This is a genomic window from Actinoplanes sp. DH11 (genome assembly GCF_020873875.1).
In the GTDB taxonomy this organism is placed as follows: domain Bacteria; phylum Actinomycetota; class Actinomycetes; order Mycobacteriales; family Micromonosporaceae; genus Actinoplanes.
Genome location: NZ_JAHWGU010000043.1, coordinates 24,330 through 36,856, shown reverse-complemented (window position 1 = coordinate 36,856; position 12,527 = coordinate 24,330). Strand labels below are relative to the sequence as shown.

Genomic DNA, 12,527 nt, shown 5'->3' with positions numbered 1-12,527 from the left:
TCGGAAGGGGTGGCGCCGATGCCTAGGGTCGAAGACATGACAACGACCTATGCCGGCGCCACCGCCGCCCCCGCGCCCGCCCGGCGGTTCCTGCGCCAGCTGGGTGTCGACACGCAGTACGTGCTCCTCGGCTTCCCGATCGGCCTGCTCACGCTGGTTCTCTTCGTGACCGGCTTCGCCGTCGGGGTCGGCACGGCGATCATCTGGATCGGGTTGCCGATCCTGGTCGCGACCCTGGTGATGTCCCGCGGCTTCGCGATCGTGGAGCGGTCCCGGATGGCCCCGGTCCTCGGTCGCCGGCTGCCGCACCCGATCTACCGCACGGCCACCGGCAGCGGATGGCTGCGGCGCTCGCTCAGCCCGCTCCTCGACGCGCAGGCCTGGCTCGACATGGTGCACGGCGTCTTCCGGTTCATCCCCAGCACAATCGCGTTCTCCTTCGTGCTGGCCTGGTGGGCCGGTGCGCTGGGCGGGCTCACCTACCCGCTCTGGGACTGGGCGCTGCCGCACCCGCCGGAGAACTACGAACTCCCCGAGATGCTCGGCTTCGGCGACACCGCCGCCGCCCGGATCCTGCTGTACCTCGCGGCCGGTGCGTTCTTCGCGGTCACGCTCTACCCGGTGGTGCGGGCCGCCGCGCTGCTCGAGTCGGCCTTCGCCTACAGCATGCTCAACGGGGTGTCCCGGCTGCGCCACGAGGTCAGCGCGGCGAACGAGGCCCGCGACGTGGCCCAGCAGCAGCGGGCAGCCGCGGTCTCCGCCGAGGCGGTCGCGCTGCGCAGGCTGGAACGCGACATCCACGACGGCCCGCAGCAGCGCCTGGTCCGGCTCGCCATGGACCTGGGCCGGGCCGAGCAGCAGTTCAGCACCGACCCGGAGAAGGCCCGGGCCACCGTGGCCGAGGCGCTCGCACAGACCCGGGAGACCCTGGACGAGCTGCGCGCCCTGTCCCGCGGCATCGCACCGCCGATCCTGGTCGACCGTGGCCTGCAGGCGGCGCTGACCGCCCTCGCCGGCCGGTGCACCGTCCCCGTCGACCTGGACGCCCCGCCGATCGACCGGCTGGACCCGTCGATCGAGTCGACCGCGTACTTCGTGGTGGCCGAGGCCCTGACGAACGTCGCGAAGCACAGCCACGCCAGCGAGGTCCAGGTGAGCGTGGAACGCATCGCCACCGGCCTGCTGGTCACGGTGGCCGACGACGGGGTGGGTGGCGCGAGCCTCGCCAAGGGGCACGGCCTGGCCGGACTCGACGACCGGGTTCGGGCGGCCGGCGGCGTCCTGGCCGTGGAAAGCCCCGAGGGGGAGGGAACCCGGCTGACGGCGGCCCTGCCGCTCTGACAGAGTGGCGGCATGCGCGTGGTTATCGCCGACGATGCGGTGCTGCTGAGAGAAGGCCTGGTACGGCTCGTCGAAGAGAACGGCCACACCGTGGTGGCGGCCGTCGGCGACGGGCCGTCCCTCGTTGAGTCGATCAAGGAACACCGTCCGGACGTCTCCATCGTGGACGTCCGGATGCCGCCGTCGCACACCGACGAAGGGCTGCGCGCCGCGGTGGAGGCCCGCGCGGCGGTCCCGGGCAGCCCGGTGCTGGTGCTCTCCCAGTACGTCGAGGTGTCGTACGCCGACGATCTCCTGGCCGACCGCCGCGGCGCGGTCGGTTACCTGCTGAAGGACCGCGTCTCGCTCGTCGCCGAGTTCCTGGACGCGCTGACCCGGGTCGCCGAGGGCGGCACCGTGCTCGACCCCGAAGTGGTCGGCCAGCTGCTGGTCCGGCGCCGGCGCGACGACCCGCTGCGCAGCCTCACCCCCCGCGAGCGCGAAGTGCTCGGCCTGATGGCGGAAGGCATGTCGAACACCGCGATCGCCCGCAAGATGGTGGTCACCGACGGGGCCGTGGAGAAGCACGTCCGCAACATCTTCACGAAGCTCCGCCTGCACCAGGACGAGGAGCAGCACCGGCGGGTGCTGGCGGTGCTGGCCTACCTGCAGACGTAGGGCTGGCACTACCCCGCTCCGGGGGGCTCGCAGGATCGATGTCCGACCACGGACTTCATAGCGTCATCACCATGGAGAACAGGGACAACGTCAAGGGGATCGCGGCCCGTGTCGCGATGTGGAGTGCCCGCCACCGGGCCCTCGCGATACTCGGCTGGGTCGCCTTCGTCATCGCGACGGTGGCGCTGAGCAGCCAGGTCAGCACCGAGAAGGCCAACTACGCGCTCGCCGGGCACGGCGAGTCCGGCAAGGCCGACCGCATCGTCGAGGAAGCCGGCTTCCCGAAGCAGCCGGCCGGCGAGATGGTGCTGATCCAGAACCGGTCCGGGAGCGACCGGGTGACCGCTGCGGAGGAGGTCACCCGGGCGCTGTCGACCACCGCCGACGTCGGCGAGGTGCAGCCGCCGATCCAGTCCGCCGACGGCCGCTCGACACTCATCACCTTCGAGATCGAGGGCGACCAGGCGACCGCGAGCGAACGGGTCGGCCCGGCCCTGGACGCGGTGGCCGGCGTCCAGGCCGCCCACCCGGACCTCTACATCGCCGAGGCCGGCGACGGCAGCGGCGACAAGCTGATCGGCGATGAGCTGGAGGCCGGCCTGACCCGGCTGTCGCTGCTCTCCATCCCGGTGACCCTGGGCATCCTGCTGGTGGCCTTCGGCGCTGTCGTGGCCGCACTGCTGCCGGTGGCGCTGGCCGTCATGTCGGTGGTCGCGGCGATCGGCCTGATGGCCGTGGCGAGCCGGTTCGCGCCGACGGTCGACGAGACCACCCACGTGATGCTGCTGATCGGGCTGGCGGTCGGGGTCGACTACTGCCTCTTCTACATCCGCCGGGAACGCGACGAACGGCGCAAGGGCGCCGACCCGCACCGGGCCCTGATGATCGCCGCGCAGACCTCGGGACGGTCGATCTGGGTCTCCGGCCTCACCGTGATGATCGCGATGGCGGGCATGTTCATCACCCGCGACGTCGTGTTCGTCAGCTTCGCCACCGGCACCATCCTGGTGGTCGCGACCGCCGTGCTCGGCTCGCTGACCGTGCTGCCGGCCCTGCTCTCCGCGCTCGGCGACCGGGTCGACGCCGTCAAGATCCCCGGCCTCTACCGCCGGAACAGCGAAGGCCGGTTCTGGAACGGGCTGCTCAAGCTGGTGCTCGCCAAGCCGCTGATCTCCGCGCTGGTCGCGGTCGCGGCCCTCGGGGCCATCGCCGCGCCCGCACTCAACCTGGAGACCAAGGGCCAGCGGATCCAGGACGTGGCACCGGACTCCCAGGTCGTGCAGGCGTACGTCGCCATCGGGGAGGCCTTCCCCAGCAAGACCACCCCGGCCCGGATCGTGGTCACCGGCGACCCGGTGCGCAACGCGGACTTCGACCGGGCGCTCGCCGGCCTGAAGTCGGCGGCCGCGGCCAGCGACGGCAAACTTGTCGAACCCATCGACGTCGACGTGAACCCCGCCGGTACGGTCGCGGTCGTCTCCGTCGGCCTGAGCGGCAACGCCGACGACGCCGCCGCGGTCGACGCGCTCAACCTGCTCCGCGACCGGGTGGTACCGGACACCTTCGGACCGGCGGCCCTGGTCACCGGCGTCACCGCGGAGAGCGTGGACTACAACGTACGGCTCGAGGAGAGCCTGCCCTGGGTCTTCGCGTTCGTGCTCGGACTCGCCTTCGTCCTGCTGCTGATCTCGTTCCGCTCGGTCGTGGTGGCACTCACCGGCGTCGTGCTGAACCTGCTGTCGGTGGCCGCCGCCTACGGCATGCTGGTCTGGGTCTTCCAGTACGGCAACCTCGAGAAGCAGCTCGACTTCGTGGCCGCCGGTGCCATCACCAACTGGATGCCCCTCTTCCTCTTCGTCATCCTTTTCGGACTGTCGATGGACTACCACGTCTTCGTGGTGAGCCGGATCCGCGAGGGCCACGACCGCGGCCTGCCCATCCGGGAAGCCGTCCGCGAAGGCATCGGCCGCACCGCCGGCGTCATCACCAGCGCCGCCGTGGTCATGGTCGCGGTCTTCGCCCTCTTCGCCACCCTGCCGCTGATCGCCACCAAGGAACTCGGCGTCGGCCTGGCCGCCGCCGTCCTCCTCGACGCCACCATCATCCGAGCGGTCCTGCTGCCCGCCGTGATGACACTGCTGGGCCGGGCGAACTGGTGGCTGCCCCGCGGCCTCCGGTGGCTCCCGGAGATCGCCCACGAGCCGCCGCCCGCGCCGGCGCCGGCCCCCGCCCGGGAGCTGACCCCCACCCCCTGACCCACCCGGTCCCCGCCGCCGGGCCGGGACCGACCCGCCCGGCCTCCGCCGCCCGGCCGGGACCGACCACCCAGATCTTTCCGCGCGCCGGCCCCGCGACGGTCCACCGACCGTCGCGGGGCCGCTTGCACCTCGCGTCCCGGCTCCTTCGCGTCCCGGCTCCTTCGCGGCCCGGCAGTCAGGTGATTCCGTGCCGTTCCTGCCCGGCCGCGGCGATCGGGCTCGCCCGACCTGGTGAACGTTTGCGGTCAACGCGCCATGGACGCTGCGATGCCCACCGGGCGCATCGTCGTGGGTGCGGCAGCGTCGGCAACGCGCTGCGTGGGGTGCGCGTGGCGTTGTTGATCTGCCGGCGTAGGGAAATCGCGGTCATACCCCCATGATCACCGCGATTTCGCTACGCCAGCAGATCAACATCTCGACACTGACGGCGCGTCCGGCGTCACCGGGCCGGGACAGGACAGGACAGGGGCACGGGTTGACGCGCGGGCGGTGCCGGTCGGGGTGACGAGCTCACCGCAGCGGTCCGGTCCGGAGAGGGCTGGCGGAGGCGTAACCCGCGCGGTCAGGCGACGACCTCGTGCCTGTGCACCCGGTGATCGGGACGCTGCGGTCTGGAGGGCGGGCGTGGACCGTCAGGTGGTGCGGGCTGACGGGACGGGATGGTTGCGGTCGGGTGCGGGGCAGCCCGTACCCGGAGAAAGAAAAGCGCGCGGCGAGCCGCCAAGGACTCGCCGCGCGCTGTGGTGGTCGGCTACTCGTCGGGCTGGGCGGGCAGGCCCTTCGCCTTCTGGGCCTTGTGCCAGCGACGCGAGGCCGCGGCCGCTGTCCGGCGCTGGCGGCGGCGCTGGCGTGCCGCTCGCAGGTCGCGGCTGATCAGGCGGTAGGCGGTGCGGGAAAGGGTGAGTGCGCGGCCCGCCCAGGAGGCGCGGTAGAACTGGATCTCCCAGTCCATCTTGCTGAGCCAGCGGTCGCGCGAGGCGATGATGTCCTCGGTCCACTCCATCATGTGCAGCAGGTGGCTGGTGTGGTAGCGCTGCCGCCACAGCGCCTCGGTGAGTTCGCGGTACCCGACGACGTCGACCGGCACGGTGCCCGGCTGCACCGCCAGCAGGTTCAGTTTGTGGTCGTGCTGTTCGGCGGGGCGCAGGCCCAGTTCCGCGGAGTCGATCGCGACCTGGAGGTCGACGGCGGTGCGCAGTTCGGGTTCGGTGACGCCGCGGCCGGCCATGCCGAGCAGGATCGTGGTGAGGTCCATGGCGCTGGAGGTGATCGGCCACGGGTGCGGGCGGGCGCCGGTGATCAGCCGGACGGCGAACTGCCAGAGGGAGCGCACCAGGGCGGTTCCGACGGGTACCGGCTCGGTGGGTTCCCAGCGCACGGAGAGGACCACCGGGCCGTCCCGGGTGATCAGCACGTCGGAGACGTCGGCGACCGCGACCCGGCCGCTCAGCATCCCGTCCCGGGCCTGGTCCCGGATCCACTCCTCGAACTGGATGACTTCCTGGCGCAGCCGGCGCACGTCGTTGGCGGCGCAGAGTTCGAGCAGGCGGTCCTCGAGCAGGTACCCGTCGGCGGCCGCGACCGCCGGCATCCCGGTGCGCCGCAGGCCGGCCCGTTCCACCGGTTCCGTGAGCGGCACCAGCAGTTCCGGGTCGCTGTCCGCGTTCACGCCGTAGGTGAAGGTGCCGTGCACGTCACCCACCAGCACGTCGTGCCCGGTGAAACGGGATTCCTCGGAGCCGGTCGCCACGACCAGCCAGCCGCAGGCGACCGCGTCCTCGGCGCCCGCCCGCAGGGCCCGGCCGGCCAGCCGGCGCGGGTCGCTGAGCACCGGGCGACCCCGGTACGCCGTCGTGAACGCCTGCGCCACCGCACTGCCCAGCCACGGGCGCAGCGGCGACGACGTGTCACCGAGGATCCGTTCGCCGATCAGGACGGCGGGTGCCGCCGGGTCGGGGAAGGCGGCGTAGGAGGCCTCCACGACCAGTCCGGCGTCGGTGAGGCGGCCGGTGAGTTCGGTCCGGGAGGCGGGACGGCCGGCGTCCAGCTCGTCGGTGGGGTACCAGTCGGCGTCCGAACCTTGCCGGCTCTCCGCTCCCAGGTGGACGGTGTGGTGCACGCCGAAGTGGTTGTCGTGCATCAGGATCAGGGTGCCGTCGGCGTTCACCGCGAGGGCGAGCCGATCCAGCATCGCGCCGACCGGCATCTGCTCGCCTTCGGCCGAGTTGAGGCGACTGACCCCGTCCACGGCGACGACCAGGTCGAACTGGTCGGGTTCCAGCTTGCCGAGGGTGCCGGCGAGGACGGTGACGGCAGGGTAGGCCGCGGCCACCTCCTCGGCGTCGACGAGCGACCGCAGCAGCCAGGTCACCGAGGCGCCGCTGCCGGCGAGCACGTCGATCAGCTCGTCGGAGTGCGGGCCGGCGACCAGGACGGTGCGTCCCGGCCCGGCCTGAGCGGCGAGCAGGTACCGCAGCAGGCCGCCCGAGGGCTGAGCCGGGCCGCGCTTCGCGTCCCGGTCCGACCAGGAGAACATCTCGCCGCCGATGCGCCGCAGGTTGTCCAGCGGCGGTGCGGCGACGACGGCGGCCAGGTCGACGGGTTCGGCGGGGACGAGGGCAACCGGACGGTCCGGCATCACGCGTGCCTCTCCGTGGCGGCGGGACGCCACTTGATGTCTTCCGGCAGCCTGGGGTCCGGCTGGTCGGTGAAGGTGCGCCAGTTCTTGTCGGCAGGCCAGCCGAGCAGGGCGCGCAACTCGTCCGGGGAGGCGAGCTCGTCGGCGCCCAGCTGTTCCCGGGCGAGCCGGTGGCAGGCTTCTTTGTCGGTCTCCTGGCCGTAGACCTCAGGCCATTGGCGGTGCAGCCGCGGCTCGCCGCCGAACTGCGGGTCGGCGTTGTCGAGCACCATCGGGTCGCCGTAGACGGCGACTTCGCGGCCGGCGAGGGAGCCGTACCAGATGGCGCTGCACAGCCGGTTCGAGATGACCCGCCGGTGCCGCCTGATCTCGGCCAGCTGACCGGTCAGGAAGCCCCGGTTGTGGTCGCGCCACCAGAACCCGCGGTACCCGTGGCAGATCACCCGGAACCCGGCTTTCTGGTAGAGGCGGCGCACCGATCGCATCCGGTACTCGTTCCAGTAGAGGCACGCCGTGACCGGACCGGTCTCGGTGGCCTTCACCTCGTCGATGAGCCGCTGGTGGTCACCGATGATCTGCTGGCCCTCCCACCCGTGGAACGGGTAGAAGATGGTGCCCTCGCCGGGCGTGCCGTCGTCGGGTTCCAGTTCCAGCAGGTACGCGAAGGGCGCACCCACGACGACCACGTCCCGCCGGCCCTGTGACCAGGATCGGCGACGGGTCTCCTCGGACCAGACCAGGACGCGGCTGCCGCTGACGTACGGCGTGCCCGGTGCGAGCCCGTCGCCGATGTTCCAGCCGTGCTGCAGATAGCCCTGGATGCGCGGCGGGTGCAGCGGATCGGGGATCTGGCAGTATCGGGCCAGGATGTGCGCGTGCCCGTAGTGATAGTTGGCGTGATGCATCCTTTTTCCCGTCCCCCGTACGTTGCCGGTCCACTGCCACGGCGCATCGGACGGAGCGATGGTCGATCAACGTGCGAAGCCGCACGCTATCAGCCGCTGAGCAGGGCTTCGAGCGCTCAATTCATCGCAATCCGCGGATGACTGGAGCTGGTTTATGGCGATTCGCGGCCGCCGTTCACACTCTCGAAGGCCGGAATCGACCGGCACGCCACCGGCGGCACACCGGCACGATGCCCAGAATTCAGATGAACTGTGCCGGGCGGGGCCGGTCCCGGCTCTTCAAGATCCTCGCCTACAGTGGACACTCGTGGCGCCGGGCTCGGCCGATCGGCCCCCGTGCGCCCGGAGACCGGCCGGGGTGGACGCCGCCACGTCCCCCCGGCCGCCGGGCCTCCCCACCGCACCCTTGAAGTGCGCTAACGTCATGCCTGATGGATCTTGACGTGGATCGGCGCGCGCTGGCGGCGGTCGCGGCCGGCGGGGCGATCGGCGCGCTCGCGCGCTACGCCATATCCACGGCCTGGCCCGGCACGCCCTGGGCGACCTGGCTGATCAACGTAACCGGCTGTTTCGCGCTCGGCGTGACATACACCCTGGTCAAGGGCAGGATCGCCCGTGCGTTCCTCGGCACCGGCGTCCTCGGCGGCTACACCACGTTCTCCACCGCCTCGGTGGACACGTTGCACGCCGGCCTGCCGTACCTGGCCGCCACGCTGCTCGGCGCCCTGCTGGCCGTCTGGGCCGGCAGCGCCCTCGCCACCCTGCTCGGATCCCGCCGATGACAGTTCTCGTCGTCGCCCTCGGCGCCGCGGCCGGCGCATCCCTGCGCTACCTCGCCGACCGCCTGATCGGCTCACCGCGCGGCACCCTCACCGTCAACGTCACCGGCTCGCTGATCCTCGGCCTCGTCCTCGGCCTGCCGCTGCCGCCGATCTGGGTGGCCCTGGCCGGCACCGGCTTCTGCGGCGCGCTGACGACGTACTCCACCTTCAGCTGGGAGGCCCTGACGATGGCCCGGCGCGGCGAACGGGCGGCGGCATTCGGCTACGCCGCGATCAGCGTGCTGGCCGGCCTGGGTGCGGCGTGGCTGGGGATGCGCATCTCCCAGATGTACGCGTGAACCGCCGCGCCCCGACCGCAACCATCGGCGTCCCCCCGGCCCGCGCCGACTGACGTCCATGCCCCGGCGCCCGCCGCCGCCGGCCCCGGCGCCGGGCAAGCCCACCCCCGCGCCGGGCAAGCCCAACCCCGCGCCGGGCAAGCCCACCCCCGCGCCGGGCAAGCACAACCCGGCTCGTGGCTCAGCCGGTGACGGTGATGTTCTCCAGGGCGACCCCGGCCGCCTGCTCGACGACGAGCGGGGACCACGAAACGCCCGTCCCCACGCCCGCCAACCGGCAGTTCCGTACCACTGAATCCCGATATTCCAGGACCGTGACCACGCCGTCGATCTCGCTGCGTCCCCAGCCCGCGATCCGCACCGCGTACAACGGTCCCGACCAGGCCACGTCCACATCCGTGATCTCGATCCGGGAACCGATCTCCGGTGACGACACGAACCGGTCGGTGTTGTCGCCGGGCAGCAGCCGGAACCCCATCTCGACACCGGTCAGGGTGGCGCCGGAGACCCGCACGTCGTGCACCGAGCTCAGGTAGAACCCCTCGATCGCGTCCGACACCCGCAGGCCGGCGACGTCCAGGCCGTGCGGGTGGTACGTCGGCCCGACGAGCGTGGACACGTCGCCGCCGACCGCACCCCAGTGCACGGCCAGCCCGGTGTACCCACCCGTGACCGTCACGTCCCGCAGCACCACGTCCCGGACCGCGCCCATGACGCCGACCCCGTTCGCCGTGCGCAACGACCCGTGATCGACTGTCACGCGCCGCACGTCGACCCCGGAGATCCACGCCGGCGCGGCCGGGTAGAGGTATTCGCCGACGGTGATGCCGGTGCCCCGGTCGCCGCCGTGTTCGCCGGGGTCCGACGGCGCCGGCCGCAGGGCGAGATCGCTCACCGAGACGTCGGAGCCGAGGATGTGCAGCACCGGATGCCCGGTGCGTTCGGTGGCGACGAGCCGGGTGGCGGTGTCCGAGACGCCCCGGACGGTCCAGCCACCCGGAACGATGAGCCCGTCGGCGATCGGGTGCGCACCGGCCGGCAGTTCGAGTTTGCCGGGCGGACCGGCGAGCACCTCGGTGAGCGTGCGGTGGTTGGCGACCGGGTCGGACCCGAGCGTCGGGCGCAGGGTCACTGCAGCCGCCAGGCGAGTGTCGGCTGCGGCCGGGCGGCACCCAGCAGCACCGGGTTGCCGGTCGCGCCGGGCATCCGGACCTCGTCGCCGGACAGTTCCACCGCGACCGGGGCGCCGGTGATCAGGTCGGCGGCGACCACGCCGGAGAGCGGGCCGGGCCGTTGCGGCAGGGCGCGGTAGGCGACGCGCCGGGCGGCCCGGGCCGCCTTGAACGCGGCGCGGGCCGGCCGCCGCCGGGTCAGCTTGTTGCGCGGGGTCAGCGGCAGCGGCGGTGCGGCCGGCACCGGACTCGTGATCAGCCGGTGGGTGAGCGCGTCGCCGGGCTGGACGACGGCGAAGTCGCAGCCGGTCGAGCCGCCGGTCAGGGCGACAGGTGCCGGCGTGGTCGCGGGCTCCACCGTGATGCTGTTGAACCGGAGCCCGACGACCGGCCGGGTGGAGACCCGCCCGGCCGCCCAGGACGGTGGCGCGGTCTCGCCCAGTTCGACGAGGAGCAGTCCGTCGCCGTCGAGTTCGCCCTCGGCCAGGTCGAAGGCGAGGGTGGCCTCGGCGCTGGCGGCACCTCGCCAGCCCTGCCGCCGGGCCAGCACGGCGGCGCCGCGGATCCGGCCCTGCGAGCGGAGCACGACGACGCGGGGCAGTTCCGGTGTGGTGCGGGACGGGCGGACCCGGTCCGCCCACCAGCGGGTGCTCACCTCGTCGAGCCCGATCGTGACGGCCACCCGCACCGGACTGCCGGTGCCGGCCACCTTGACGGCCAGGGCACCGAAGTCACCGGTGACCCGGCCGATGATGCCCCGGCCGCGGACCATCTGGTCGACGATGGTGACCGACGGGTGCATGCCGGTGGTGAGCCGCATCGGCAGCTCGGCGGGGACCGAGGGCTCGTCGAAGTCGGTGCGGAACCAGGCGCCGACGCTCATGAGAGGTCGGTCCGGGTGAGCATCGGCTCGCGCCGCGTCCACATCCGCTCGACGGTCTCGAACAGCGGGTCGGCGTCGCTCTCGATGTGCCGGAACGTCGCCCGTACCGTCTTCAGCAGGGTGTTCGCCGGCCACACCTCCCACTGCGGCACGTGCGGGGTGACCACGTCGGCGCCGCTGCGGTAGAGCCACAGCCAGAGCCGGGCCCGGCGCACCTGCTCCTCGGTGACCAGCGACGCGCCGTCGCGCAGGGCGGTGATGCTCTCGTCGAGCGTCTTGAAGTAGGCGTCCGTCGAGTCGACCACCGTGGACAGACCGCAGGAGCTCCACTCGGACCAGCCGGCCTGGACGACCGGGATGCCGTACGCCGGCAGCTCGTTGCTGACACTGCCCCGCACCGTGACACCGAGGTCGGTGAGGCTCCAGAGCGCGTTCTTGCTGATCGCCGCACTCGGCTTGAAGACCAGGTGACGTGCCGGGCGGTGCTCCTTGGCCAGGTTGCCGAAGAAGCCGCTGGAGTCGTAGAGCGCCTGGCTCGGGTGGTCCAGGAACAGCCACTGCGCGTCGTCGCGACCGGCCGCGAAGGCCGCGGTGTCGGTGAACCAGTCGGCGAGGCTGGGGAACAGTTCCCGGTTGGTGCCGAGCGCGTCGGACACGGCGTGGTTGAAGACCGCGACGATCGGCTTCTCCGGGTCGAAACCGAACCGGGCGGCCGTGTGGGTGCGCAGCACGGCCCGTTCGGCCGGGTTGTTCAGGTCGACCGAGGCGGCCGCGCCGCCGCGCCACCAGCTGGGCCGGCCCAGGTTCACCTTGGCCCGCCAGGCGATCAGCTCGGTGGCCCGGTGCAGTTCCTCGCGGCGGGGCCAGAGCTTGGTCTCGAACACGTCGGCGATCTGCCGGGTCAGTTCCTCGCGGAACGTGCCGGTGTGCGTGTCGTGTTCGGGGAAGAGCGCGTACGCCTTGAGGCACCCGGTCTGCTGGGTGTGGATGACCGGCACCGCCCCGCGGCGCGCGACCTCCACGGCCAGGCCCCACTGGTCGTAGTCGACGTGGCTGGTGACCAGCGCGAGCACGTTCTGCCGGAACTGCTCCTCGTAGAAGGCGGCGAGGCTGTCACCGTACCGCTGCCGCTCCGCCGGGGGCTGGGTCCGCAGCCGCGGCAGTTTCGCGAGGCGCGCGTCGGTCGCGGCGACGTAGCTCGAGGTGTCGAAGGTGGGCTTGCGGTCCGCCCGGCGCACGATCTCCCAGACGTCGATCGTCTCGTGCGCGCCGTAGGCGTGGGCGAGTTCCCGGACCGCCGCCACGTCGAAGCCCTGCCACAGCGTCTTCTGCCAGGACTCCTCGACGCCGGTGAGGACGACCAGCTTCGCCGGCCGGATCCGCCGGATCGCGTTGGCGACCGCCAGGTTGCGCAGGGTGACGCGCAGGTCCTGGTGGAACGCCTCGACCAGGATCACCGCGTCGTCGGTGGCCGGGGTGAGGTTCTTCTGCCAGAAGACTTCGGCAGCGGTGAGGAAGTGTTTCCACTCCTGCTTGTTAGCCTGCAGCCACAC

Annotated in this window: 10 protein-coding genes; 5 read left to right on the top strand and 5 right to left on the bottom strand. The window is 72.2% G+C overall.

Going from position 1 to position 12,527, the window contains the following annotated elements; translation table 11 throughout:
* The first annotated feature begins 36 nt into the window (after positions 1–36).
* The 3 genes from LPA41_RS37995 to LPA41_RS37985 all read left to right on the top strand — a co-directional run bounded on the left by LPA41_RS37995 (position 37) and on the right by LPA41_RS37985 (position 4,253).
* Positions 37–1,341 carry a sensor histidine kinase gene (locus LPA41_RS37995; RefSeq protein ID WP_229076175.1) on the top strand — a complete coding sequence of 435 codons (1,305 nt, stop codon included), beginning with the start codon at positions 37–39 and terminating at the stop codon, positions 1,339–1,341.
* A gap of 12 nt (positions 1,342–1,353) precedes the next feature.
* Positions 1,354–1,998 (top strand): response regulator transcription factor, encoded by a 645-nt coding sequence (locus LPA41_RS37990; RefSeq protein ID WP_229076173.1) that lies wholly within the window; start codon positions 1,354–1,356, stop codon positions 1,996–1,998.
* Positions 1,999–2,069: 71 nt separating this feature from the next.
* Entirely contained in the window at positions 2,070–4,253 is a 2,184-nt protein-coding gene (locus LPA41_RS37985) for an MMPL family transporter (protein WP_229076170.1), read from the top strand.
* 754 nt (positions 4,254–5,007) lie between these two features.
* Here the strand turns inward: LPA41_RS37985 and LPA41_RS37980 are convergent.
* Together LPA41_RS37980 and LPA41_RS37975 are read right to left on the bottom strand one after the other, a co-directional pair.
* Entirely contained in the window at positions 5,008–6,894 is a 1,887-nt protein-coding gene (locus tag LPA41_RS37980; protein WP_229076164.1) for a hypothetical protein, read from the bottom strand.
* Positions 6,894–7,799 (bottom strand): hypothetical protein, encoded by a 906-nt coding sequence (locus LPA41_RS37975; protein WP_229076160.1) that lies wholly within the window; start codon positions 7,797–7,799, stop codon positions 6,894–6,896. Before LPA41_RS37975 ends, LPA41_RS37980 begins: the two co-directional genes overlap by 1 nt.
* Positions 7,800–8,230: 431 nt before the next feature.
* Here LPA41_RS37975 and LPA41_RS37970 point away from each other — a divergent pair, with 431 nt between their 5' ends.
* Positions 8,231–8,581, top strand: coding sequence for a CrcB family protein (locus LPA41_RS37970; protein ID WP_229076157.1), 351 nt, complete (start codon positions 8,231–8,233; stop codon positions 8,579–8,581).
* Positions 8,578–8,919, top strand: a complete 342-nt coding sequence (locus LPA41_RS37965; RefSeq protein WP_229076154.1) for a CrcB family protein — start codon at positions 8,578–8,580, stop codon at positions 8,917–8,919. The genes LPA41_RS37970 and LPA41_RS37965 overlap by 4 nt, the downstream gene beginning before the upstream one ends.
* 181 nt (positions 8,920–9,100) lie before the next feature.
* On the opposite strand, the gene LPA41_RS37960 is transcribed toward LPA41_RS37965, so the two are convergent.
* The 3 genes from LPA41_RS37960 to LPA41_RS37950 are packed head-to-tail and all read right to left on the bottom strand — an operon-like array spanning position 9,101 to position 12,527.
* A complete protein-coding gene (locus LPA41_RS37960; protein WP_229076153.1) occupies positions 9,101–10,051 on the bottom strand; it encodes a hypothetical protein in 951 nt (316 codons plus the stop codon).
* Positions 10,048–10,974, bottom strand: a complete 927-nt coding sequence (locus LPA41_RS37955; RefSeq protein WP_229076151.1) for a hypothetical protein — start codon at positions 10,972–10,974, stop codon at positions 10,048–10,050. Before LPA41_RS37955 ends, LPA41_RS37960 begins: the two co-directional genes overlap by 4 nt.
* Positions 10,971–12,527, bottom strand: a complete 1,557-nt coding sequence (locus LPA41_RS37950) for a hypothetical protein (protein WP_229076150.1) — start codon at positions 12,525–12,527, stop codon at positions 10,971–10,973. Before LPA41_RS37950 ends, LPA41_RS37955 begins: the two co-directional genes overlap by 4 nt.

Bases quoted from the DNA above. Each gene is read 5' to 3' on its own strand.
- LPA41_RS37990 (WP_229076173.1), top strand. From the start codon at position 1,354: ATGCGCGTGGTTATCGCCGACGATGCGGTGCTGCTGAGAGAAGGCCTG.
- LPA41_RS37955 (WP_229076151.1), bottom strand. From the start codon at position 10,974: ATGAGCGTCGGCGCCTGGTTCCGCACCGACTTCGACGAGCCCTCGGTC.
- LPA41_RS37995 (WP_229076175.1), top strand. From the start codon at position 37: ATGACAACGACCTATGCCGGCGCCACCGCCGCCCCCGCGCCCGCCCGG.
- LPA41_RS37980 (WP_229076164.1), bottom strand. From the start codon at position 6,894: ATGCCGGACCGTCCGGTTGCCCTCGTCCCCGCCGAACCCGTCGACCTG.
- LPA41_RS37975 (WP_229076160.1), bottom strand. From the start codon at position 7,799: ATGCATCACGCCAACTATCACTACGGGCACGCGCACATCCTGGCCCGA.
- LPA41_RS37985 (WP_229076170.1), top strand. From the start codon at position 2,070: ATGGAGAACAGGGACAACGTCAAGGGGATCGCGGCCCGTGTCGCGATG.
- LPA41_RS37970 (WP_229076157.1), top strand. From the start codon at position 8,231: ATGGATCTTGACGTGGATCGGCGCGCGCTGGCGGCGGTCGCGGCCGGC.
- LPA41_RS37965 (WP_229076154.1), top strand. From the start codon at position 8,578: ATGACAGTTCTCGTCGTCGCCCTCGGCGCCGCGGCCGGCGCATCCCTG.